The sequence below is a fragment of the Pseudomonas sp. ML2-2023-6 genome, assembly GCF_037055265.1.
In the GTDB taxonomy this organism is placed as follows: Bacteria; Pseudomonadota; Gammaproteobacteria; order Pseudomonadales; family Pseudomonadaceae; genus Aquipseudomonas; species Aquipseudomonas kulmbachensis.
In genome coordinates this window covers 1,271,783-1,294,180 of record NZ_CP146347.1, presented here as the reverse complement: position 1 = coordinate 1,294,180, position 22,398 = coordinate 1,271,783, and the positions used below count along the sequence as shown (strand labels likewise).

The following is a 22,398-nucleotide window of genomic DNA, read 5'->3' as shown; positions in this document are numbered from 1 at the left end:
GCCCAACAGGCCAGCTACAACCCGCCGCTGGCCTGAAACCCGACACCCAGCACCGTTAGCACTGACAACGGCAACAGCACCGTGTCGAGCAGCGCGCTGGCAGGCAGATCAAGACCTGGATAGCGCGGTGCGTCCGCGCCAAAGCGATCTTTGGCGCAACACCCGCCCCCCAGCGCATACAAATCCAGTCTCGTCCCTGAATAGACAATCGGCGCACCCGGCATGGCGGCGTCCAGCGTGCGTACACTTGCGCACCCACAGACCAGAGCAGCCACCAACAAAGCCAGCAGCGCTTTACTCATCGCCGCCTACGTGGTGTTCACCCCAACGCGGGAGCATGTCTTGGGGGATGTTGAGCAGGTTGAGAATGCGTGCCACCACAAAGTCCACCAGGTCATCAATGGTCTGCGGCTGATGATAGAAGCCAGGCGAAGCCGGCATGATCACCGCGCCCATATTGGACAGCTTGAGCATGTTTTCAAGATGAATACTGGAGTACGGCGCCTCACGGGGTACCAGAATCAACTGGCGACGCTCCTTCAGAGTGACATCGGCCGCCCGCTCCACCAGGTTGTTGCAAGCGCCCGTGGCAATCGCCGACAACGTACCGGTCGAGCAAGGCACAACGACCATCGCTGCCGGAGCACCAGACCCCGAAGCCACGGGGGACATCCAGTCTTCCTTGCCGTACACCCGAATCTGCCCGGCAGCAGCCCCGGTGTATTCAGTCAGGAACGTCTGCATCGCCTGCGGCTTGGCCGGCAGGCTGACGTCGGTTTCGGTAGCCATCACCAGTTGCGCCGCCTTGGAGATCAGGAAGTGCACCTCGCGATCTTCGCGCACCAGACAGTCGAGCAAGCGCAATGCGTACTGCATGCCTGATGCACCGGTGACGGCCAGGGTTATACGTTCAGGGCCACTCATTGCAGCGAGTCCGCCAACTTGCCATGCAACCCGCCGAAACCACCGTTACTCATGATGACTACATGAGCGCCCGGCTTAACCTGAGCCTTGACCTCGGCGATGATGGCTTCCAGCGAATCGCACACCTTGGTCGGCACCGGGCTCGAAGCCACGGTAGCGGCCAAATCCCAGCCCAGATTGGCCGGCGCATACCAGACCACGTAGTCTGCCTGGACCACGCTTTGCGGCAAACCATCACGGTGGGCACCGAGCTTCATGGAGTTGGAGCGCGGCTCAATCACCGCAATCAGCGGTGCGTCTCCAATGCGCTTGCGCAGACCATCGAGCGTGGTCGCAATAGCGGTCGGGTGGTGGGCAAAGTCATCATAAATAGTAATACCGTGAACTTCGGCGACTTTTTCCATGCGGCGTTTAACGCTTTTAAAGGCGCTCAAACCATCAATTGCCATGCTCGGCACCACGCCCACATGACGTGCAGCGGCCAAGGTCGCCAGGGCATTGGCCACGTTGTGCTGGCCGGTCATATCCCAATCGACGGTGCCTTGCATCACACCCTCAAACAGCACTTCAAAGCGTGAGCCATCCTCGCTGAGCAGCCTGGCTTGCCATTGGCCATCAACGCCGGTGGTTTGTACCGGAGTCCAGCAGCCCATCTCGATCACGCGCTGCAACGCAGGTTCGGTGGTCGGGTGAATGACCAGCCCTTCACTCGGGATAGTACGTACCAAGTGGTGGAACTGGCGCTCGATTGCTGGCAAATCCGGGAAGATATCGGCGTGATCGAACTCAAGATTGTTGAGGATCGCCGTGCGCGGGCGGTAGTGAACGAACTTCGAGCGTTTGTCGAAGAAGGCACTGTCATATTCATCGGCTTCAACCACAAAGAACGGCGTGTCACCCAAGCGGGCCGACACGGCAAAGTTCTGCGGTACACCACCGATCAGAAACCCCGGCGCCATGCCCGCGTGCTCCAGCACCCAGGCCAGCATGCTGCTGGTAGTGGTTTTGCCATGCGTACCGGCCACGGCCAGCACCCAACGGCCTTGCAGCACATGGTCCGCCAGCCACTGCGGGCCGGAGACGTAAGGCAGGCCTTTGTTCAAAACGTATTCCACCGCCGGGTTGCCCCGCGACAGTGCGTTGCCGATCACCACCACATCCGGCGCAGGATCGAGCTGAGACGGGTCGTAGCCCTGAGTCAATTCAATACCTTGAGCCTGCAGCTGGGTGCTCATTGGCGGATAAACGTTGGCGTCAGAGCCAGTAACGTGATGGCCCAGTTCTTTGGCCAGAACCGCCAGCGAACCCATGAAAGTGCCGCAAATACCAAGAATATGAATGTGCATAGTCGACCTCGTAAATCATCGGCGAAGGGTAGCCCAGAGGGCTTTTTTTCGCACCTGATGATTCACTGCTCTGGCCACACTGCTTTGCAGTGGGAGCGAGCGTGCTCGCGAAGAATTCAAAAGCACTGCGATTCACCCGCAAGCACGCGCTATCGTTAACGACCTTCGCGAGCAGGCTCGCTCCCACCGTGGCTTTTCTCTATCCCATGCTTGCGCAGCTTTCTATAAAGGGTATTGCGGCTGACCCCAAGTTGCAGCGCGGTATGGGTCATGTGCCAGCGATGCAGTTCCAGCGCCAGGAGCAGCGCCTGCTTTTCTGCGTCTTCGAGTGGATGCTCACAGGGTTCAGGGACTTTGGACGGCGCCAGGCGAATATTGGCTGGCAGGTCGTCGAACTGGATCACCTCGTCTTCACAGAGGGCGGCCAAGGTGCGCAGCACGTTGCGCAGTTGGCGCACGTTGCCCGGCCACGGAAAACCCAGCAGCGCTTCGCGCGCCGCATGGCTAATTACCAGCCGTTGCTCACAAGCTTCTTCGGCCAGCAAGAAGTCCAGTAACTGCGACTTGTCAGTGCGATCACGCAATGCTGGCAATCCAACCTCAAGCCCGTTGAGACGGTAATACAAGTCTTCGCGAAAACTGCCAGCGGCCACGCGTTCCTGCAGGTTACGGTGGGTGGCGCTGATGATGCGCACGTTAACCGCCAACGGTTCACCGCCAATCGGCACTACCAGACGGTCTTCCAGAACTCTTAACAAACGGGTTTGCAGCGCCAGCGGCATGTCACCGATCTCGTCCAGAAACAAGGTGCCGCCATCGGCCTGCTGCAGCTTGCCCTGCATGCCTTCCTTACGCGCCCCGGTAAAACTGCCCCCGCGATAACCGAACAGCTCGCTTTCGATCAGGCTTTCCGGGATCGACGCGCAATTGAGCGCCACAAAAGGTTTGCTGCTGCGCACGCTGGCCTGATGTACCGCTTTGGCAAAGGCTTCTTTGCCAGAGCCGGTTTCACCATTGATCAACAGCGGTACATCACGTTCAAACACCCGTAGCGCACGGCGAAAATCGACCTGCAGGGCTTCATCCCCCAGACAAATCCCGCTCAGGCGCGGACGCTGCGGTTCAACGTGTACGGCGACCGGCGCTGGCGCATGCCGCGGTTGACCGCGCAGCGCTGCAAACAGTCGGCGGCCATCGCGGGTACGCAGCGGCCAACTGGTACTGGCCTGTGAGGTGGCCCGAGCGAACAGATCATCCCGCGAGCAATCGAAAACACTCTCGACCAACTGCCCAATCAACCCGCCGCGCACGTGGCCCAGCAGGTTCAGGGCACTCTGGTTAACCGCGCAAATAACCCCGTCACCATCAAACGCCAGCATGCCCTCACTGAACAGCCCGACCGATTCTGCCTGGAGATGAAAACGCAGCAGCCACTGGTTATCGAAATGACCCAAAAAGTAGCTGTTTTCGATGATTTTGGCCGAGAGATTGACCAACGCCATGGTGTGAAACTGGCTCTGACGCGAAACGTCATGGCGTGCCGACGATACGTCGAGCACCGCCAGCAACTCACCCTGTGGATCAAATACCGGGCTGGCCGAGCAGGTCAGCCCGGTGTGGCGACCACGAAAGTGCTCGTCCTGATGGATAGTCAGCGCCTGACGCTCTACCAGGCAAGTGCCAATGCCGTTGGTGCCCTCACACGCCTCGCTCCAGTCGGCGCCCAGCCACAGCCCGGCCTGCTCAAACACCTTGCGTTCGGAGGGAGCAGTAACACAGTTGAGAATGACCCCGCGAGCATCGGTCAGCAGCACCGCATGCCCGGCACCGGAGAGTTGCTGATGCAGGCTGTTCATTTCGTGACCGGCGATTTTCAGCACCTGCTGCAAACGCTCACGGCCTTCGAGAATGCGGCCCTGCTCAAGCACGGTCGGGGCGATGGTTTGCGCAGGATCGAGATGGTAATCCTCCAGGCAGCGCTGCCAGGAGCGGACGATAGACGGGTCACACCCTTGAGGACGGCCCTGGGTTACATCAATGACTTGCCGTGCGTGACGGCTCAAATCGGTGCTGTGCATTTCTTATTGTTCTCCGCTCTGCTTCGGTGGTCTCAGGCTCGACAGAGGCAACCCACCCTCAGCGGCAACAGAGATCCAGTCCAAACCGAACGCCCAGCATCCTCTCGCGTGCGAGCCATTGCAATCACGAACTGACTCACCGGTCGCCGACTGTGTCACCGATGGGACATTTTGTCACAGCTACTGTGTCACACCTGTTACAGCCGCCCTGTCACATCCCCCAGCTGAAACCCGCAAAGCCACGGTTTACAAGGCTTTCATAAATATGGCCCAGCCCTTGCTCCTGCTTATGTCAGCGCCACAGCGCGTCCCCCCATAAGCACAATAAAGCCAGGAGACACCCCCATGCGTTACGCACAACCCGGTACTGAAGGCTCGATCGTCTCGTTCAAGAGCCGCTACGGTAACTACATCGGCGGCGAATTCGTGGCGCCCGTCAAAGGCCAGTACTTCACCAATACCTCGCCTGTGAACGGCAAAGCTATCGCCGAATTCCCGCGTTCAACCGCAGAAGATATCGACAAAGCCCTCGACGCTGCCCACGCCGCTGCCGATGCCTGGGGTGCAACTTCAGTGCAAGCGCGCTCGCTGGTACTGTTGAAAATCGCTGATCGCATCGAACAAAACCTCGAACTGCTGGCTGTGACCGAAACCTGGGACAACGGCAAGGCCGTGCGCGAAACCCTGAACGCCGACGTACCGCTGGCCGCCGATCACTTCCGTTACTACGCCGGTTGCATCCGCGCACAAGAAGGCAGCGCGGCCGAGATTGATGGCAATACTGTGGCCTATCACATCCATGAGCCGCTGGGCGTGGTCGGGCAGATCATCCCGTGGAACTTCCCGCTGCTGATGGCCGCCTGGAAACTCGCGCCAGCACTGGCTGCCGGTAACTGCGTGGTGCTCAAACCTGCTGAGCAAACCCCATTGAGCATCACCGTGCTGATGGAGCTGATCGGCGACCTGCTGCCACCTGGCGTGCTCAACGTGGTGCAGGGTTTCGGCAAGGAAGCGGGCGAAGCCCTGGCGACCAGCAAACGCATCGCCAAGATTGCCTTCACTGGTTCTACGCCAGTGGGCTCGCACATCATGAAATGTGCTGCCGAAAACATCATCCCGTCGACGGTTGAGCTGGGCGGCAAGTCGCCGAACATCTTCTTCGAAGACATCATGCAGGCCGAGCCGACCTTTATTGAAAAAGCGGCAGAGGGCCTGGTGCTGGCATTCTTCAACCAAGGCGAAGTCTGCACCTGCCCATCGCGGGCACTGATTCAGGAATCGATCTACGACGACTTCATGAAAGTGGTGATGAAGAAAGTTGAATCGATCAAGCGTGGTGACCCGCTGGATACCGACACCATGGTCGGCGCCCAGGCCTCCGAGCAGCAATTCGACAAGATCCTGTCTTACCTCGAAATCGCCAAGGCTGAAGGCGCCGAACTGCTGACCGGCGGCCAGGTGGCGAAACTCGAAGGCGACCTGGCAACCGGCTATTACATCCAGCCGACACTGCTCAAGGGCACCAACAAAATGCGCGTGTTCCAGGAAGAAATCTTTGGCCCGGTGGTCAGCATCACTACCTTCAAGGACGAAGCCGAAGCGCTGGCCATCGCCAACGACACCGAGTTCGGTCTGGGCGCAGGCCTGTGGACTCGCGACATCAACCGCGCCTACCGCATGGGCCGGGCGATCAAGGCCGGGCGCGTATGGACCAACTGCTATCACCTGTACCCGGCCCACGCCGCGTTCGGTGGCTACAAAAAATCCGGCGTTGGCCGTGAAACTCACAAGATGATGCTCGACCACTATCAGCAGACCAAAAACCTGCTGGTGAGCTACGACATCAACCCACTGGGTTTCTTCTAACCACCCCAACCCTACCCCTGTGTGGGAGCGGGCTTGCTCGCGATTGGATCGCTGCGTTGTTACTGAACCACCGCAGCGCCTGCATCGCGAGCAAGCCCGCTCCCACAAGGGCACCTGGCGCTCTAACCCGTGCCTTTGGCCCAGCTCTTGCTTTGCTCCCTGTCATATCTTCTCAAACTATAAAAGAACAGGTGAATTCACATGCCTAGCGAACCTACTGCCGCTTCGGCGGCGTCTTCGGTCGACTTTGAAAAAGTCGGCTCCGAATATTTCCAGCAAAGAGAACTGAAAAAAGGCGCTGCCGGCTGGGTCCTGCTGGTGGGCCTAGGCGTTGCCTACGTGATATCCGGCGACTACGCCGGCTGGAACTTTGGCCTGGCCCAGGGCGGCTGGGGCGGGATGTTTATCGCCACATTGCTGATGGCCACCATGTACTTGTGCATGTGTTTCTCGTTAGCCGAACTGTCCTCGATGATCCCCACCGCGGGCGGCGGCTACGGCTTTGCGCGCAGCGCATTCGGGCCTTGGGGCGGGTTTCTGACCGGCACCGCGATCCTCATCGAGTACGCCATCGCTCCCGCTGCCATTGCGGTTTTTATCGGCGCTTATTGCGAGTCGTTATTCGGAATTGGCGGCTGGATGATCTATCTGGCGTTCTACATCATCTTTATCGGCATCCATATTTTCGGCGTCGGTGAAGCGCTCAAACTGATGTTTATCATCACCGCAGTAGCCGCCATTGCCTTGGGCGTGTTTCTGGTGGCGATGGTGCCGCACTTCAGCGTCGCCAACCTGTTGGACATCCCAGTCACCCAGGCCAAAGGGGCCAGCGCCTTCCTGCCCTTCGGCTATGTCGGCGTCTGGGCTGCGATTCCTTACGCGATCTGGTTTTTCCTCGCGGTCGAAGGCGTGCCGCTGGCCGCCGAAGAAACCAAAAACCCCAAGCGCGACCTGCCTCGCGGCCTGATCGGCGCCATGCTGGTGCTGGTCACCTTCGCCCTGCTGATTCTGGTAATCGGCCCGGGCGGCGCAGGCGCACACAACTTGATGGCATCGGGTAACCCGCTGGTTGAAGCGCTGAGCAAGGCCTATGGCGGCTCGACCTGGATGGGCGGCTTTGTGAACCTGGTCGGCCTGGCCGGTTTGATTGCCAGCTTCTTCTCGATCATTTACGCCTACTCGCGTCAGATCTTTGCCCTGTCCCGCGCAGGTTACTTGCCGCGCAAACTGTCCGAAACCAACAAGAGCAAGGCACCCGTACTGGCCTTGATCATTCCCGGCATCATCGGTTTTGGCCTGTCGCTGACCGGTCAGGGCGACTTGCTGATTCTGGTGGCGGTGTTTGGCGCGACAATTTCCTACGTGCTGATGATGGCCGCGCATATCACCCTGCGTATTCGTCGCCCCAAAATGGAGCGTCCGTATCGCACGCCGGGCGGTATTTTCACTTCAGGCATCGCTTTGGTGCTTGCTTGCGTGGCCGTAGTCGCCGGTTTCCTGGTGGACCCGCGCGTGGTGATTGGCGCCGCGGTGATCTATGGAGTATTAATTGCCTACTTCGCTTTTTACAGTCGGCACCACTTGGTAGCCGGTACGCCGGAAGAGGAATTCGCGGCTATCCAACAGGCCGAAAAAGCCTTGCACTAACCGCTGAGAATCCCGCCAGACGCGCTGCGTCTGGCGTTATGGAGAACCCTGAATGGCAACTTTCTCTCATGCGGTTGGTGCCCAGACCTACCGTTTCGACAGCCTCAAAGACGTAATGGCCAAGGCCAGCCCGGCGCGTTCCGGGGACTTTTTGGCAGGCGTGGCCGCGCTGAACGACGGTGAACGGGTCGCCGCGCAAATGGCGCTGGCTGACATCCCGCTCGCGTATTTCCTGCAAGAAGTGCTGATCCCTTACGAGTCCGATGAAGTCACTCGGCTGATAATCGACAGCCATGACCCGCTGGCCTTCACTGCGGTCAGCCACCTCACTGTCGGTGGCTTTCGCGACTGGCTGCTCAGCGACGCAGCCGATGAACACAGCCTGCGTGCACTCGCACCGGGACTGACCCCCGAGATGGCCGCTGCCGTATCGAAGATCATGCGCGTACAAGACCTGATCCTGGTGGCGCAAAAAATCCGCGTGGTCACCCAATTTCGCGGCACCATGGGCCTGCGTGGCAGGCTTTCAACCCGCCTGCAACCCAATCACCCCACCGACGACCCCGCCGGGATCGCGGCGAGCATTCTCGACGGGCTGCTGTATGGCAACGGCGACGCCATGATCGGCATCAACCCGGCCACCGACAGCATCGCCTCAATCTGCGACTTGCTGAATATGCTCGACGCCATCATCCAGCGCTATGAAATCCCCACCCAGTCCTGCGTGCTGACCCACGTCACCACCTCAATCGAAGCGATCAATCGCGGAGTTCCGCTGGATCTGGTGTTTCAGTCCATTGCCGGTACCGAAGCGGCCAACGCCAGTTTCGGCATCAATCTGAATGTGCTGCAGGAGGGTTATGACGCGGGCTTGAGCCTTAATCGCGGCACGCTGGGCAATAACCTGATGTATTTCGAAACTGGCCAGGGCAGCGCGTTGTCAGCCAATGCACATTTCGGGGTCGATCAACAAACCTGCGAGACTCGGGCCTACGCCGTGGCGCGGCATTTCAAACCGTTTCTGGTCAACACCGTGGTCGGTTTTATCGGCCCCGAGTACCTGTACAACGGCAAGCAGATCATCCGCGCCGGCCTTGAAGATCACTTCTGCGGCAAGCTGCTGGGCGTGCCGATGGGTTGCGACATCTGCTACACCAACCATGCCGAAGCGGATCAGGACGACATGGACAACCTGCTGACGTTGCTGGGCGTAGCCGGGATCAACTTCATCATGGGTATTCCGGGCTCGGACGACATCATGCTCAACTACCAGACCACCTCGTTCCATGACGCGCTGTATGCACGCAAAACCCTGGGCCTCAAACCGGCGCCCGAGTTTGAGCAATGGCTGAGCAAGGTCGGGATTTTCACCCAGACCGATGGCCGGATTGAGTTCGGTCATCAGTTGCCGCCAGCGTTTCGCCAGGCGCTGGCTCACTTGGGAGGACGCTAAGCATGGCCAATACCCCCACCGACAGCCTCAACCCGTGGCTGGAACTGCGCCGCCTGACCCCAGCGCGTATTGCGTTGGGCCGCACTGGCACCAGCATGCCGACCCAGGCCCAGCTTGATTTTCAGTTTGCCCACGCGCAAGCCCGTGATGCGGTGCATCTGCCGTTTGACCACCCGGGTTTGAGCGCACAACTGACCGAGCGTGGCCGTGAGAGCCTGTTACTGCACAGTGCAGCGCCAGACCGTCACAGCTACCTGCAACGCCCGGACCTTGGGCGCAAGCTCAACGACGACTCCGCTCAGCAATTGCGCGACTATGCCCTGGCCAACCCCGGCGGCATTGATGTAGCGGTGGTGGTCGCCGATGGCTTGTCGGCGCTGGCCGTTCATCGCCACACCCTGCCCTTTTTGGCGCGTATGGAGGAGCACACGGCAACAGAAGGCTGGTCGCTGTCGCCGGTCATTCTGGTGGAGCAAGGACGAGTCGCCGTGGCCGACGAGATCGGTGAATTGCTTGGCGCACGGATGGTGGTGATGCTGATTGGCGAACGCCCCGGTCTCAGCTCCCCCGACAGCCTGGGGCTGTACTTCACCTTCGCGCCCAAGGTCGGTTTGACCGATGCGTACCGCAACTGCATCTCCAATGTGCGGCTCGAGGGGCTGAGCTACGGCATGGCCGCTCACCGGCTGGCGTACCTGATGCGCGAAGCCTGCCGTCGGCAATTATCGGGGGTTAACCTGAAAGACGAAGCGCAAGTGCAAACCCTGGACGTGGACGCCCCGAGCGAGAACTTCTTGCTCAAGAACGATTGAAACCCGCTCCGCCCGGCTGTGTAGCCGCTGCCGAGGAACGATGGCTGCGAGCTGTTGAGGGCACAGGCACTCAAGCTCGCAGCCATCGTCCCTCGGCAGCGGCTACAGCTTTTGACGCTGAATACACGCTTCGCTACAAACTCAATAAGCAGAACTTGCATCAATACGTATAATCCGATTTCTTTAACGAAAGTACGAAAAATCTACATTCTTTGTAGTTAACTACTTCTCCCTCCCCGCACAGACCTGCAGAGCCGGGTCATCAACACAGGTGCTTTACATGGATTTCAACCCGATCGACATTATCCTGCACCTCGATGTGTACCTCGACATGCTGGTGAACAATTACGGGCCATGGATCTACGCCATCCTGTTTCTGGTGATCTTTTGCGAGACCGGCCTGGTGGTCATGCCATTTTTGCCGGGTGATTCGTTGCTCTTTATCGCAGGCGCTGTAGCCGCAGGCGGCGGCATGGACCCGGTACTGCTCGCAGGCTTGCTGATGCTGGCGGCGATCATGGGTGACAGCACCAACTACGTCATTGGACGAACGGTCGGCGAGCGTTTGTTCAGCAACCCCAACTCGAAGATTTTCCGCCGCGATTACCTGGAAAAAACCCACGACTTCTATGAGCGTCATGGTGGTAAAACCGTGACCATGGCGCGCTTCCTGCCGATTTTCCGTACCTTCGCGCCGTTTGTAGCCGGTGTGGCACGCATGTTTTACCCGCGCTTTTTCATGTTCAGCGTGTTTGGCACGATTCTATGGGTCGGCGGCCTGGTGACCCTGGGTTACTTCTTCGGCAACGTGCCTTTCATCAAGTCCAACTTGTCCTTGCTGGTAGTGGGCATCATCTTGCTGTCGCTGGTACCGATGATCATTGGCGTGATTCGCAGCCGTATGGGCCGCAGCCCTTCTAAAGCCAAAGCCTGATCGGGACCTCGCCCACTATGTGGTCTCTAAGTGAATGGCGGCGCCAGCGGATTCTGGCGCAACACCCGGTGGCGCCCGACCTGTGGCATGACGTGCGCCAGCGGTTGAGTATTCTCGACGGGCTGGATGACGAGCAGGACAAGTGGCTGCGCGACAGCAGCGTGTTGTTCCTGCAAGACAAGCACCTGACGCCCATGCCCGGGGTTGAGCTAACCGAAGAGGGCCGGCTGTTGCTGGCCGCTCAGGCACAACTGCCGTTGCTCAATCTGGGCGACCTGGACTGGTATCAGGGTTTTCACGAAATCGTGCTCTACCCCGACGACTTCATCAGCCCTCAGCGCCATCGCGACTCAAGCGGTGTCGAACATGAATGGGAAGGCCATCACAGCGGCGAAGCATGGCAGCATGGCCCCGTGGTGCTGGCCTGGCCGGGGGTGCTAAGTAGCGGCGGCTGGGAAGGCTATAACCTGGTGATTCACGAACTGGCGCACAAGCTGGACATGCTCAACGGTGCCGCCAATGGCATGCCGCCACTACACAGCAGCATGCAGGTGAGTGACTGGACCCAGGCCATGCAACAGGCCTACGACCATCTCAATCACTACCTTGACCATCACAACCCCGATCACGCACCTATCGATCCGTATGCGGCCGAAAACCCGGCGGAGTTCTTTGCGGTCACCAGCGAGTACTTTTTCAGCGCGCCAGACCTTTTGAGCCATGCTTACCCGCTGGTCTATCAACAACTGAGCCTGTTTTACCGTCAGGACCCGCTCGCACGCCTGAAACGACTGCAAAGCGAGCACCCCGAATACCGCGCACAGCACTGAGCGGCCAAGGGTGACGTGGTAACAGGAATACGCCTATAATCGCCGCCACTTTTTGGCCAAATCGGCCAAGTAAACTGGCCTACACACGGGGGCACCGCCCAATGAGCTACAGCAAGATTCCGGCTGGCAAAGACCTGCCGAATGACATCTACGTCGCTATCGAGATTCCGGCTAACCACGCGCCGATCAAATATGAAATCGACAAAGACAGCGATTGCCTGTTCGTTGACCGCTTCATGGCTACCCCGATGTTCTACCCGGCCAACTACGGCTTTATCCCTAACACCCTGGCTGACGACGGTGATCCGCTGGACGTGCTGGTTGTTACCCCTTACCCGGTAGCGCCAGGTTCGGTTATCCGCGCTCGCCCGGTTGGCATCCTGCACATGACTGACGACGGCGGCGGCGATGCCAAAGTAGTTGCAGTGCCTCACGACAAGCTGTCCCAGCTGTACGTTGACGTGAAAGAGTACACCGACCTGCCTCCTCTGCTGATTCAGCAAATCCAGCACTTCTTCGAGAACTACAAAGATCTCGAAAAAGGCAAATGGGTGAAGATCGAAGGTTGGGGCGATGCTCAAGCTGCCCGCGACGAAATCATCAAATCGGTTGCTGCCTACAAAGGCTAAGTAACCGGTTAAAAAACCTCGGCTCGCCGAGGTTTTTTTATGCCTGCATAAACGCAATAAAACAGCCTGTTCAATCCGGCTAACAGTCGTAGGAAGCAGCCCTGAAAGCCATAGGAATACCCGCACTTAGCCATGTTTTTTTGAACGCTTGGTTTATTTAAACGGGCTTGCCTTGCCCGTAGACTCTGTATTCATGAATACATCCGGTGATCGCCTCAAAACCCTCCTGAGGGAGTGTCATTTAACTGCTTCTGACTTCGCAGCCAATCGCCGCGTTACGCCGCAGCACGTCAACAACTGGTTCAAACGAGGCATCCCCATGGCTCGGCTGGACGAAATCGCCGAGCTGCTGTGCGTCAACAGCCGCTGGCTGCGCACTGGCGAAGGTCTCAAACACCCGGGCCTTGCACCTGCACAAATGGCAGAGCGCCTAAAACCTGCGGTCTGTGCTGCGGACATTGTTGCGCCCTTCTACAACGAAGCCCTGCACCCCGATGGCTCAGGTAGAACCCGGGTCGTGCAAATTCCTGACTGCACGGTGCGGCTGGCTGGCTCAATTCTGCAGGCCATGGACGTCAGCCCCGACCAAGTGATGTGCGTGCCCATGATCGGCAACAACATGGCACACAAAATCCCGGACGGTTCCACCGTCGCCATCGACCGCAGCCTGACTCAAATCGTCGACGGCGAAATCTACGCCCTCGAACAAGACGGCATGCTGCGCATCAAATACCTCTACCGCCTGCCGGGCAATGGCCTGCGTTTGCGCAGCGAAAACCGGTTGGAATACCCCGACGAACTACTCGACGACGCGCAAGTACAAGCGCAGCAGATACGCGTACTGGGTTGGATATTTTGGTGGTCCACGCTTAACCATCGGCGCCCACCTGTGCCGTACAAACTGGACGAATAGTGTTGGAGGCAGGCTTTTTCTGGGAAAAACGCTCTAACCCCAGTATGATTCGCCGCACTTGCGCATCCCCCTCGCGGCAAGCGAGCCGGAATGCAGGGCCAGGCAGCAAAAAGCCGCCACGCCCCACACCCAGCCACCACGCGCTGGATGTCCCGATTGAAGGCGAGTAAGGCTTATCAAAAATAAGCCAAACCCGCCCCCGAGAAGCCGGCCACAAGCCGGCTTTTTAATGCCTGAAATAAAGCTGACCTGCCGTCCTTAAGCTGGGCTTAATGCAGACTCTGCGTCACATACTAGTCCGACCCATACTTGGGTGAACGTGGGCCGTAGAGGATCCCCACGGGCCGAGCTGGTGACAGCATGCGCGCACTCGCGATACCGGCCATTGGGTGTGCTGCATCGGTCGAGGAGTTGAACACTTGCTTGACCGCTGCGCTGATCAACATGCCGATAAGCCCCCCACCGCTATTGCTTTTGCCTTCTTCGCTGGAGGCCCGCGCCGCGCCTGCCCACAAGGTAGTGCCCGTTTTCAGGTCTACCAGTTTGGCCGTCGCTGTCACTGACGTGTCACTGGAAAGCACCCTGTAACGAGTACCGTACTCGGTAACGGTGATATACAGCGCCGCGTCCGCGCCAAAAATCTCATGCAGTTTGTCCGTATCAACGGCCTGGATGTCGTGCGCAGTCGTCAAACCGTTCTGTCGGAAGGTCTCGTCTACCAGTGCAATGGGCAGAACGTAGTAGCCCGCTTCAGCCAGCGGAAAAGTAACTTGCGATAACAGGCTATAGGGGGCCTGAACTTCGGGTGACTCGTTGATCGGCGCTAGCACCAAAATACTTTTAGGACGGCTTTGTTTAAACGCCGAGTAATCATAAGCAATGGTCTTGGGCCCGGCACAGCCTGCGAGCAATACCGCGACCACCAACACAGCCGAATACTTTAGAAAACGCGGCATCATTTAGCGCCTCCGGTCTTGGCGTTCTTGAGTAAAAAGTCCATGTAGGGAGCCGACTCGGGAAACAGCGCCTTCTCGGTACTGAACTGCTGCACCATCTGATCATCCTTGCCTGAAGCGAGATACAACATGCCCAAATGCGCGTGATAACCCGGTGGCACCATACGACCACTGGCGCTGATCTTTTGCAGATCCCGCTCCAACGCCTCGATTTGAGCTTCCTTGGGCTCACCTTTTAAATATTCATACACTTGCGGCTGGTAACTTTCCCACTGATAGAGCGTTTTAGGTGCACTTTGGCACCCGACAACACTCATTATCGCGGTTAGCATTAGCGCCAACTTCACCGAATGATTCATTAGTGCTCTACTCCTTGAGTTGCAGTTGATCAGTTACCCGGTTTCCATGCGCCAGCATTGATGCCATCAACCAGTCGATTGATTGCTTCACGCATAGCCAAATCCAGCACTTTTCCATTCAGTGTCGAGTCGTAGCTGGCGGTGCCACCAAAACCAATGATTTCTCGATTGGAAAGTGCGTACTCCCCCGCCCCCTGGGTTGAATACACAACTTCCGAGGTATTGATATTGACGATGTTTAAATTGACTTTGGCGTAGGCCACCTGAGTTTTGCCGCGACCCAAAATGCCGAATAACTGACGATCACCGGTTTCTTTGCGCCCAAACTCGGTCACATCGCCGGTTACCACAAAATCTGCACCTTTCAATTTTTGCGCTTGCCCCTTGATCGCTGCTTCCTGGGCGATTTCACCCATATTGTCTCGATCCAGAACAGTGAAACGGTTGGTCTGCTGCAAGTGGGTGATCAAAATGGTCTTGGCTTGTCCGCCCAGGCGATCTACACCACTTGAGAATATTCCGCGCATATAACTGGAGCGGTTATCGAACTTGCCCACGGCAATGGGTACGCGTACGCCGTTATAGATAACTGCAACACTGGCGACTTTTTCCACTGGCAGGGCTCGCGAGTTCTCTGTGGCGCAACCCACAAGTGCCAGTAACACTGCAGCAGCGGTGCCAGACAGCAAAACTTTAAACAGTTTTTTCACGTAATAGCCCTTTTGATATAACGGACAGTCTTAAACTACAGGCCCGCCAATAGAGTAAATAAAAATAAAAAACTTATTTGTAACAAACAAACCGAATAAGCAGCACTTATTTTTAAATCAAGACACGCTCACAGGCACGAACGAAGCGCGTTATTACAGGGTTTGTTGATTATTTTTTCGCGCCCTCTGACAGGGTGTCAAAGGGCGTAATTATTAGTTATTTATGAAAATAATCATCTAGGACTTTTCCGAAGCTTAACTACGAATCATCTTGTTAGTCTTAAGAAGCGTCTGCTGCGCCCTCTAACAAATCGTCTTGCGCAGACACTTCTTCGCCTGCCAACTCACGTTCAATCTGTTCAATACTGGGCAGGCTGGTTTGCAACTCTTCCGGCAGGGACTCTACCAGCTGGTATTCGGCCACCCCGATGGGGCGGGTGTTATCACGCAAGGCGTACTCGGCCACTACCTTGTTCTTGCTGGTGCACAGCAGCAAGCCGATGGTGGGGCTGTCTTGTGGATGCTTGACCTGCCCATCCACGGCGGCCAGGTAAAACCCCAGTTGCCCTAGGTGCTCCGGTTTAAATTTACCGCCCTTGAGTTCGACCACTACATAGCAGCGCAGCTTGAGGTGATAGAACAGCAGATCAATGAAAAACTCGTCCCCCCCCCACATTCAGCAGCACTTGTTTGCCGACGAAGGCAAAGCCTGCGCCCAGTTCCAGCAGAAACTCGGTGACATGCTTGACCAAGGCTCTTTCGATCTCGCGCTCATGCGCATCAGCGCTCAGGCCAAGGAAGTCGAAACGGTAGGGATCTTTCAACGATTCACGCGCCAGATCAGACTGCGGCTTGGGCAAGAAGCTTTCAAAATTGCTCACCGCCTTGCCACTGCGCTCCAGCAAACGCCCCTTGATCTGCAGAGCCAGAACATTCCGCGACCAGTTGTGCTCGATTGCCTTGGCGGCATACCAGCGGCGGGTTTCGGGGCCGGGGAGTTTGTCCAGCAGCACTAGGTTGTGCCCCCAAGGCAATTGTGCAACAGCCTGCTGCACAATTGCCGTGTCCGGCCAAGCCTCGGCAAAGGCACGCATGTATTTGAGGTTGCGTGGAGAAAAGCCTCTCATGCTGGGGAAGGCTGCACGCAAATCCTGCGCCAGACGCTCAATCACTTTCGTACCCCAGCCCTGCTGAGATTGACGGGTCAAAATATCGTGGCCGATCTGCCAATACAGCAGCACCAGCTCACGATTGACTGCCAGCGTGGCTCGCTGCTGGGCACCGTGAATACGGCCTTTAAGGTCAGTCAACCAGTCACCGTAGCCCTCGGGCGGTGTGCTCAAACGGGCGGGAGTTTCACTCATGTATTGTTCTCGCGTGGCCAATTCCGGAGGAGGGATTTACCTGCTCGACAGCGGGCAGGCCACACAACATAAGCCTTTAAATTCAGCCGTTTCGTACGACGATTCGCTTTCATTCCAGTGAAACTTCCGAGAAAATCTCGTTCGCTTGCGCCTGCCAAAATCGGGGAATAGTCTCGGCCCATCGCTGCAAAATCAGCGGTCGGGTTTAGTAGCCCGATCTGTAATCCGGCGCAAGGCGCCACCTCCGCGAGGCGCTTTTTTACGGCCTGCGTTTTATGGTGGCCGTGCGCAGGGCGCCCTTGTGGCGCGCCGGGTTCCGGATGCACCGGTCTACTAACCTGCGTACGGCTGCCACCCAATTCGTTTAGTAGCGACAAGTGGTAGCTCCTTTGAATGCATCTGGAGTTACGTCATGAAAAAGATCACCCCCGATCCCCCCTCTTTTACCCTGCAAGATGCTGCTCAGTGCGATTCACAGTCGCTGGACCGTGCCGCCGCTGATCGTGCGCTCGATTTCTACCTGCAAGACCATAAGCCAGCTCGCCCCATGAGCATGGCCATGTTTGCCATCCCCAGCAGTGTCAATTCAGAAGCGGCTTTGGCCCAGGCGTCAGACTTGTTGCGCTGCGCGGGTGCCTCGGCGAGTGAGGCGGGGAATGGTTTGAGCGGGGTGCAGCGTGATCTGGTGTTGTCGGTAGCGCATTTGGTGGAGCTGGCCAAAGCGTATGTCGACAAGTCGCTGGATGGTCTGGCGATGCACTAAGCAGCACGCGCCTGGGGACAGCAGGCGCGTCTTTTCTGTTAACGGTCTGGCTTAACGGAACACCAACCCCCCATCAATCAGCGGCGCCTGACCGGTCATGTAGTCCGCATCCGGGCTGGCCAAATAGGCCACAAATGCCGCGACGTCATCCGGTGTTTCAGCCCGGCCCAAGGCAATACCGCTGACAAACTTTTCATAGGTTGCACCAATCGGCGCGCCGGTGAGTTCTGCCATGCGTTTGTCGATGTCGACCCACATATCAGTGCCCACTACGCCTGGGCAGTAAGCGTTGACGGTGATGCCGTGTACGGCCAGTTCCTTGGCCGCCGCTTGGGTCAGGGCGCGAACGGCAAATTTGGTGGAGGAGTAAACCCCCAGTAACGCATAGCCTTCATGCCCGGCAATGGAGCTGGCGTTGATGATTTTTCCCTTGCGCTTGAGCGCCTGGAATTTCTCGGCAGCGGCCTGAATGCCCCACAGGGTGCCTTGAACGTTGATGCGGTAAATGCGCTCGACTTCTTCCTGGGTGACATCAGCCAGCGGTTTAACCTGAGAAATGCCCGCGTTGTTGACCATGATGTCCAGCCCGCCAAGCTGGTTATGGGCGTAGTCAACCGCCGAGAACACTTGCTCGCGGTCGCCCACGTCAGCCACAAAAGTGACGGCCTTGCGCCCCAGGGCCTGAACTTCCCTGGCCACGTGTTCCAGCTTTTCCAGGTTCAGGTCAATCAGTGCGATATCAGCGCCATCCTTGGCCAGCCGCAGTGCAATACCGCGACCAATACCCTGCGCCGCCCCCGTTACCAATGCGATTTTGCCTGTGAGTCTCATTCGTTGGTTTCCTTTCAACAGTGGGTCCACGTCCAGCCAGCCTTCACCATAAGCCAACCAATACGCGGCTTATTGATGCAGGGCACGGTCCCGTGCCGCCAGCACCGCTTCGTGCATGGCTTCGCTGAGCGTGGGGTGGGCAAAGATGACCTGGCTCAATTCCACGTCGGTGGCTTCGAGGGTTTGCGCAATGCCGAAGCCCTGGATCTGTTCGGTCACGTGCGGGCCGACCATATGGGCGCCGAGCAATTCGCCGCTGTGCGCGTCAAAGATGGTTTTCACAAAACCTATGCCTTCGCCCATGGCCAGCGCCTTGCCGTTGGCCTGATAGTCGAAGCGCCCGACTGCGATGTTATGGCCGTTGGCCCTGGCTGCCGCTTCGGTCAGCCCGAGGCTGGCAACCTCTGGCCGGGCATAGGTGCAGCCGGGGATACGGCTTTTATCCAGTGGATGTACGCCTTCTACTCCCGCCAGTTTTTCTACGCATAGCACGCCTTCATGGCTGGCCTTGTGCGCCAGGCACGGTGCCCCGGCCACGTCGCCGATGGCATACAGCCCGGCAACACTGGTGCGGCACCACGGGTCGGTTTTGATAAAGCCTTTTTCAAACTCCACGCCCAGTGCTTCTAGGCCCATGTCCTGGGTATTGGGCTCGATCCCGGCCGCGAGTAATACCTGCGCTACGTGCAAGGTCTGCTCACGGCCATCACTGAGCACGACCTGACATTGCAGTGCACCGACGTCCCCATGCACGCTGTTGACTCGTGCTTGAGTCAGCACACGAATCCCCCGTTGTTCGAACTCACGCTGTACCAGGCTGGCCACGTCCTGATCCTCGACCGGCATGATTTGTTTGGCCACTTCGACCAGCGTGACCTGGCTGCCCAGATCGCTGTACAGGCTGGCGAACTCCACGCCAATGGCCCCGGAGCCGATCACCAGCAGTGACGGCGGTACGCTTTTGGGCACCAGCGCCTCAAAGTAGCTCCAGATTTTTTGCCCATCGGCGGCCAGACCGGGTAACGGTCTGGGGCGGGCACCAGTGGCCAGGATGATATGTCGCGCCTGCAGCACCTGATCGCCCTGCTCGGCGCTCACCGTCACCACGCCTTTGGCGGTGACGCGACCACGACCATCGATCACAGTGACGGCGTTTTTTTTCAACAGGTAAGCAATCCCCGTCGTGAGGCGTTGCGACACCCCACGGCTGTGGGCCACCAGTTGGGCGATATCGAACTGGACGTTTTCTGCGCTGAAACCAAAGGTGCCCAGGTGCTTCAAGGTATGCCCGACTTCGGCCCCTTTGAGCATTGCCTTGGTGGGAATGCAGCCCCAGTTCAGGCAGATGCCGCCCAGGTGCTGCTGCTCGACCAGCGCGGTGCTGAGCCCCAGCTGTGCGGCGCGAATAGCCGCGACATAGCCACCGGGGCCGCCGCCGATGACGACCACATCAAATTTATCGGTCATGGTCGCTCCTAGAGCATCATCAGGCTTGGGGTTTGCACCAGACGCTTGAGTTCCTTGAGGAACGCAGCACCCAGCGCGCCATCAATCACCCGGTGATCGCAGGACAGGGTCACGGTCATTTGCGTGCGCACCGCGACTTGCCCGTTGTGGGCCACGACTCGCTGCTCGCCCGCACCAATGGCCAGAATCGCCCCCTGGGGCGGGTTGATGATTGCGTCGAACTGGCTGACACCCAACATGCCCAGATTGGAAATACTGAAGCTGCCGCCCTGAAACTCTTCCGGCTTGAGGGTGCCCGCTTTGGCCCTGGTCACCAGGCTGAGCATTTCACCAGAGATTTGCGCCAGGCTTTTACGGTTGGCCTGACGCACGATAGGGGTGATCAAGCCACCGGGCAGGGCCACGGCCACAGAGATGTCGGCATCGCTAAAACGCAGCACCGCCTGGCGCGCTTCATCAAATTGCACATTCACGTCGGGTACTTTGATCAGCGCCAGCGCGCACGCCTTGATCAGCAAGTCATTGACCGACAGTTTGATCGCCGGGGCCGCAGCATTGAGTTCGCTGCGCAGGGTCAGCAGCGCTTCCAGATCCAGGTCCGCGTGCAGGCGGAAATGCGGCGCGGTGCGCTTGGACTCCTGCAAGCGCGCGGCAATCGCCTTGCGCATGCCTGTCATCGGTAGCACCTCGGCTTGTGCCTGCTCGGGGGCCACTTGAGTCGGCGCCGCCAGCACCGGGTTCTGCACCGCGCTGACTTGCAACACGTCCGCCTTGCTGACTCGCCCACGACTGCCGGTTACGCGGCAATCATTCAGATTGATGCCCAGCTCGGCGGCCAAACGACGCGCCAGCGGTGTCGCCAGCACTTGGCTGTCATCGCCACGGGAGCGTGCAGGCCCGGACGCTTTGAGCGCGGGCTCGAGCACTGCGACCTTACCGCCGCTATCGCGTACCGCCTGTTCAATGTCCGCCACACTGATCCGACCTTCGGGGCCCGATCCGCTGATACGGCTCAGGTCGATACCAAGTTCCTTGGCCAGACGCGTGGCATGCGGCGTAGCAAATACCGGGGCAACACTTGCGCCCAGCAACGCTTGAGGCACCTGCCAACCACCCGCTGATTTCATGCTCGGCACCGGTGCGGGCTCAGTTGCCTTCACGGTCACAGCAACTGCTGGCTCAGGGCTTGCGGCACCGGCGGGCGCGGCGCGTTGCGCCAAAAACGCATCAATATCGGCATCACTGACCGACGCATCCGCAACCACGCCCAGCACACCGCCCACCGGCAGGGTTTGCCCGGCAGTAGCAACCTTGCGCCGCAGCACACCATCGAATGGGGCCTCGAGCACGTTGGCAATTTTGCTGGTCTCGATTTCGCACACTTCCTGGTGCTGCTTGAAGCTGTCGCCCTCTTCGATCAACCAGCTGTTGAGCGTGCCTTCTTCCATCGACAGGCCCCACTTGGGCACTTCGATAATCTTGATCGCGCTCATGCTCAGGCCTCCATCACTTTGCGCACGGCCGCTTCAATGCGGTCAACGCTGGGTATCCAGGCCTGCTCCAGCACCGGCGAGAACGGCACCGGGGTATGCGGCGGCGTGACCATGATGATCGGCGCTTTGAGTTGGTAGAACGCTTTGGTGGCAATCAGCGCCGCCAGATCATGCGCAAAGCCAAGGCGCGCGGCGGACTCGTCAACAATCACTACGCGGCCGGTGGAGGTCACCGATTCCAGAATGCCGTCTTCATCCAATGGCGATACGGTGCGCGGGTCGACCACTTCGACAGAGATACCCTCGCCAGCCAGTTTGTCTGCCACCTGATTGGCTTTGTGCACCATCGCCGCCAGCGCGATGATGGTCACATCGGTGCCTTCGCGGGTGTAATTGGCCACGCCGAACGGGATGGTGTAAGGCTCTTCGGGCACTTCGCCCTTGATGTCGTAAAGCGCCTTGTGTTCACAGAACACCACCGGGTCGTCGTCACGAATTGCCTGAATCAACAGGCCCTTGACGTCGTATGGGCACGATGGCACCACGACTTTGAGGCCGGGTGTCGTCGCAAAAATATGGTAGGGCGACTGCGAGTGTTGCGCCGCTGCCGAAAAGCCGGCGCCGATCATGCCTCGCACCACCATCGGGGCCTTGGCCTTGCCTCCGAACATGTAGCGAAACTTGGCCGCCTGGTTGTAGAGCATGTCGTGGCAGACGCCGAAAAAATCCATAAACATCAGTTCGGCAACCGGGCGCAGGCCGGTCATGGCCGCGCCTGCCGCCATGCCGATAATCGCCGACTCGGTGATGGGCGTATCGATCACCCGCGCCGAACCGAACTCGGTCCACAGGCCCTTGGTCACGCCCAGTACGCCACCGAACGCTTCGCCCTTGCTGCCGACTTCGGCAGTGCCTGCCTGGCCGCCGCATACGTCTTCACCTATCAGCACCACTCGGTCGTCGAGGGCCATTTCCTGAGCCAGGGCTTCTTTGACCGCTTCACGATAAGTACGAATTGCCATG

At 58.5% G+C, this 22,398-nt stretch carries 20 protein-coding genes and 1 pseudogene; 9 read left to right on the top strand and 12 right to left on the bottom strand.

The genetic code is table 11. The features are described from left to right. Nucleotides 1-14: 14 nt before the first annotated feature. The 4 genes from V6L79_RS05980 to V6L79_RS05965 all read right to left on the bottom strand — a co-directional run bounded on the left by V6L79_RS05980 (nucleotide 15) and on the right by V6L79_RS05965 (nucleotide 4,348). Nucleotides 15-302, bottom strand: a complete 288-nt coding sequence (locus V6L79_RS05980; RefSeq protein ID WP_261740788.1) for a YceK/YidQ family lipoprotein — start codon at nucleotides 300-302, stop codon at nucleotides 15-17. After that, nucleotides 295-924, bottom strand: coding sequence for a flavin prenyltransferase UbiX (gene ubiX / locus V6L79_RS05975; RefSeq protein ID WP_019824244.1), 630 nt, complete (start codon nucleotides 922-924; stop codon nucleotides 295-297). Before ubiX ends, V6L79_RS05980 begins: the two co-directional genes overlap by 8 nt. Then, the gene (mpl, locus tag V6L79_RS05970; protein WP_261740787.1) at nucleotides 921-2,270 is read right to left on the bottom strand and encodes a UDP-N-acetylmuramate:L-alanyl-gamma-D-glutamyl-meso-diaminopimelate ligase; all 1,350 of its coding nucleotides are present in this window, start codon (nucleotides 2,268-2,270) and stop codon (nucleotides 921-923) included. The genes ubiX and mpl overlap by 4 nt, the downstream gene beginning before the upstream one ends. Before the next feature lie 155 nt (nucleotides 2,271-2,425). After that, nucleotides 2,426-4,348, bottom strand: a complete 1,923-nt coding sequence (locus V6L79_RS05965; RefSeq protein WP_338579926.1) for a sigma-54-dependent Fis family transcriptional regulator — start codon at nucleotides 4,346-4,348, stop codon at nucleotides 2,426-2,428. Between the two features lie 345 nt (nucleotides 4,349-4,693). Here V6L79_RS05965 and V6L79_RS05960 point away from each other — a divergent pair, with 345 nt between their 5' ends. The 8 genes from V6L79_RS05960 to V6L79_RS05925 all read left to right on the top strand — a co-directional run bounded on the left by V6L79_RS05960 (nucleotide 4,694) and on the right by V6L79_RS05925 (nucleotide 13,432). Further along, complete coding sequence (locus V6L79_RS05960) at nucleotides 4,694-6,214, top strand: aldehyde dehydrogenase family protein (protein ID WP_019824248.1); 1,521 nt, start codon at nucleotides 4,694-4,696, stop codon at nucleotides 6,212-6,214. 201 nt (nucleotides 6,215-6,415) lie between these two features. Then, the gene (eat, locus tag V6L79_RS05955) at nucleotides 6,416-7,861 is read left to right on the top strand and encodes an ethanolamine permease (protein WP_261740785.1); all 1,446 of its coding nucleotides are present in this window, start codon (nucleotides 6,416-6,418) and stop codon (nucleotides 7,859-7,861) included. Between the two features lie 52 nt (nucleotides 7,862-7,913). Next, entirely contained in the window at nucleotides 7,914-9,314 is a 1,401-nt protein-coding gene (locus V6L79_RS05950) for an ethanolamine ammonia-lyase subunit EutB (protein WP_261740784.1), read from the top strand. A gap of 2 nt (nucleotides 9,315-9,316) precedes the next feature. Continuing rightward, entirely contained in the window at nucleotides 9,317-10,126 is an 810-nt protein-coding gene (eutC, locus tag V6L79_RS05945; RefSeq protein ID WP_261740783.1) for an ethanolamine ammonia-lyase subunit EutC, read from the top strand. Between the two features lie 280 nt (nucleotides 10,127-10,406). Then, nucleotides 10,407-11,060 (top strand): DedA family protein, encoded by a 654-nt coding sequence (locus V6L79_RS05940; protein WP_261740782.1) that lies wholly within the window; start codon nucleotides 10,407-10,409, stop codon nucleotides 11,058-11,060. A gap of 17 nt (nucleotides 11,061-11,077) precedes the next feature. Then, nucleotides 11,078-11,890 carry a zinc-dependent peptidase gene (locus tag V6L79_RS05935; RefSeq protein ID WP_261740781.1) on the top strand — a complete coding sequence of 271 codons (813 nt, stop codon included), beginning with the start codon at nucleotides 11,078-11,080 and terminating at the stop codon, nucleotides 11,888-11,890. A gap of 101 nt (nucleotides 11,891-11,991) precedes the next feature. Further along, nucleotides 11,992-12,519, top strand: coding sequence for an inorganic diphosphatase (gene ppa / locus V6L79_RS05930; protein WP_338579925.1), 528 nt, complete (start codon nucleotides 11,992-11,994; stop codon nucleotides 12,517-12,519). Between the two features lie 193 nt (nucleotides 12,520-12,712). Continuing rightward, the gene (locus tag V6L79_RS05925; protein ID WP_261740779.1) at nucleotides 12,713-13,432 is read left to right on the top strand and encodes an XRE family transcriptional regulator; all 720 of its coding nucleotides are present in this window, start codon (nucleotides 12,713-12,715) and stop codon (nucleotides 13,430-13,432) included. A 293-nt stretch (nucleotides 13,433-13,725) separates the two neighbouring features. Here the strand turns inward: V6L79_RS05925 and V6L79_RS05920 are convergent, their stop codons facing one another. The 4 genes and pseudogenes from V6L79_RS05920 to V6L79_RS05905 all read right to left on the bottom strand — a co-directional run bounded on the left by V6L79_RS05920 (nucleotide 13,726) and on the right by V6L79_RS05905 (nucleotide 16,821). Then, nucleotides 13,726-14,391, bottom strand: coding sequence for a DUF799 domain-containing protein (locus V6L79_RS05920; RefSeq protein WP_321835653.1), 666 nt, complete (start codon nucleotides 14,389-14,391; stop codon nucleotides 13,726-13,728). Continuing rightward, nucleotides 14,388-14,747, bottom strand: coding sequence for a DUF4810 domain-containing protein (locus V6L79_RS05915; protein ID WP_261740777.1), 360 nt, complete (start codon nucleotides 14,745-14,747; stop codon nucleotides 14,388-14,390). Before V6L79_RS05915 ends, V6L79_RS05920 begins: the two co-directional genes overlap by 4 nt. A gap of 29 nt (nucleotides 14,748-14,776) precedes the next feature. Then, complete coding sequence (locus V6L79_RS05910; RefSeq protein WP_321835649.1) at nucleotides 14,777-15,457, bottom strand: CsgG/HfaB family protein; 681 nt, start codon at nucleotides 15,455-15,457, stop codon at nucleotides 14,777-14,779. 280 nt (nucleotides 15,458-15,737) lie between these two features. After that, nucleotides 15,738-16,821: pseudogene (locus V6L79_RS05905) on the bottom strand (YhcG family protein). A 412-nt stretch (nucleotides 16,822-17,233) separates the two neighbouring features. On the opposite strand from V6L79_RS05905, the gene V6L79_RS05900 reads away from it, so the two are divergent. Next, on the top strand, nucleotides 17,234-17,584 hold the full coding sequence (locus tag V6L79_RS05900; RefSeq protein ID WP_261740774.1) for a DUF6124 family protein: 351 nt from the start codon (nucleotides 17,234-17,236) through the stop codon (nucleotides 17,582-17,584). A 51-nt stretch (nucleotides 17,585-17,635) separates the two neighbouring features. Here the strand turns inward: V6L79_RS05900 and V6L79_RS05895 are convergent, their stop codons facing one another. From V6L79_RS05895 to V6L79_RS05880, 4 genes are all read right to left on the bottom strand, one after another. Then, nucleotides 17,636-18,415: an acetoin reductase gene (locus V6L79_RS05895; RefSeq protein ID WP_261740773.1), complete on the bottom strand. Its 780-nt coding sequence runs from the start codon at nucleotides 18,413-18,415 to the stop codon at nucleotides 17,636-17,638. Nucleotides 18,416-18,484: 69 nt separating this feature from the next. Next, on the bottom strand, nucleotides 18,485-19,882 hold the full coding sequence (gene lpdA / locus V6L79_RS05890) for a dihydrolipoyl dehydrogenase (protein ID WP_321835642.1): 1,398 nt from the start codon (nucleotides 19,880-19,882) through the stop codon (nucleotides 18,485-18,487). An 8-nt stretch (nucleotides 19,883-19,890) separates the two neighbouring features. Further along, on the bottom strand, nucleotides 19,891-21,375 hold the full coding sequence (locus V6L79_RS05885) for a 2-oxo acid dehydrogenase subunit E2 (RefSeq protein ID WP_338579924.1): 1,485 nt from the start codon (nucleotides 21,373-21,375) through the stop codon (nucleotides 19,891-19,893). Nucleotides 21,376-21,377: 2 nt separating this feature from the next. Next, the gene (locus tag V6L79_RS05880; protein ID WP_261740770.1) at nucleotides 21,378-22,397 is read right to left on the bottom strand and encodes an alpha-ketoacid dehydrogenase subunit beta; all 1,020 of its coding nucleotides are present in this window, start codon (nucleotides 22,395-22,397) and stop codon (nucleotides 21,378-21,380) included. Between the last annotated feature and the right edge of the window lies 1 nt (nucleotide 22,398).

Excerpts from the sequence above, each read along its gene's own strand:
- V6L79_RS05980 (WP_261740788.1), bottom strand. The coding sequence starts at position 302 with ATGAGTAAAGCGCTGCTGGCTTTGTTGGTGGCTGCTCTGGTCTGTGGG.
- ubiX (WP_019824244.1), bottom strand. The coding sequence starts at position 924 with ATGAGTGGCCCTGAACGTATAACCCTGGCCGTCACCGGTGCATCAGGC.
- mpl (WP_261740787.1), bottom strand. The coding sequence starts at position 2,270 with ATGCACATTCATATTCTTGGTATTTGCGGCACTTTCATGGGTTCGCTG.
- V6L79_RS05965 (WP_338579926.1), bottom strand. The coding sequence starts at position 4,348 with ATGCACAGCACCGATTTGAGCCGTCACGCACGGCAAGTCATTGATGTA.
- V6L79_RS05960 (WP_019824248.1), top strand. The coding sequence starts at position 4,694 with ATGCGTTACGCACAACCCGGTACTGAAGGCTCGATCGTCTCGTTCAAG.
- eat (WP_261740785.1), top strand. The coding sequence starts at position 6,416 with ATGCCTAGCGAACCTACTGCCGCTTCGGCGGCGTCTTCGGTCGACTTT.
- V6L79_RS05950 (WP_261740784.1), top strand. The coding sequence starts at position 7,914 with ATGGCAACTTTCTCTCATGCGGTTGGTGCCCAGACCTACCGTTTCGAC.
- eutC (WP_261740783.1), top strand. The coding sequence starts at position 9,317 with ATGGCCAATACCCCCACCGACAGCCTCAACCCGTGGCTGGAACTGCGC.
- V6L79_RS05940 (WP_261740782.1), top strand. The coding sequence starts at position 10,407 with ATGGATTTCAACCCGATCGACATTATCCTGCACCTCGATGTGTACCTC.
- V6L79_RS05935 (WP_261740781.1), top strand. The coding sequence starts at position 11,078 with ATGTGGTCTCTAAGTGAATGGCGGCGCCAGCGGATTCTGGCGCAACAC.
- ppa (WP_338579925.1), top strand. The coding sequence starts at position 11,992 with ATGAGCTACAGCAAGATTCCGGCTGGCAAAGACCTGCCGAATGACATC.
- V6L79_RS05925 (WP_261740779.1), top strand. The coding sequence starts at position 12,713 with ATGAATACATCCGGTGATCGCCTCAAAACCCTCCTGAGGGAGTGTCAT.
- V6L79_RS05920 (WP_321835653.1), bottom strand. The coding sequence starts at position 14,391 with ATGATGCCGCGTTTTCTAAAGTATTCGGCTGTGTTGGTGGTCGCGGTA.
- V6L79_RS05915 (WP_261740777.1), bottom strand. The coding sequence starts at position 14,747 with ATGAATCATTCGGTGAAGTTGGCGCTAATGCTAACCGCGATAATGAGT.
- V6L79_RS05900 (WP_261740774.1), top strand. The coding sequence starts at position 17,234 with ATGAAAAAGATCACCCCCGATCCCCCCTCTTTTACCCTGCAAGATGCT.
- V6L79_RS05895 (WP_261740773.1), bottom strand. The coding sequence starts at position 18,415 with ATGAGACTCACAGGCAAAATCGCATTGGTAACGGGGGCGGCGCAGGGT.
- lpdA (WP_321835642.1), bottom strand. The coding sequence starts at position 19,882 with ATGACCGATAAATTTGATGTGGTCGTCATCGGCGGCGGCCCCGGTGGC.
- V6L79_RS05885 (WP_338579924.1), bottom strand. The coding sequence starts at position 21,375 with ATGAGCGCGATCAAGATTATCGAAGTGCCCAAGTGGGGCCTGTCGATG.
- V6L79_RS05880 (WP_261740770.1), bottom strand. The coding sequence starts at position 22,397 with ATGGCAATTCGTACTTATCGTGAAGCGGTCAAAGAAGCCCTGGCTCAG.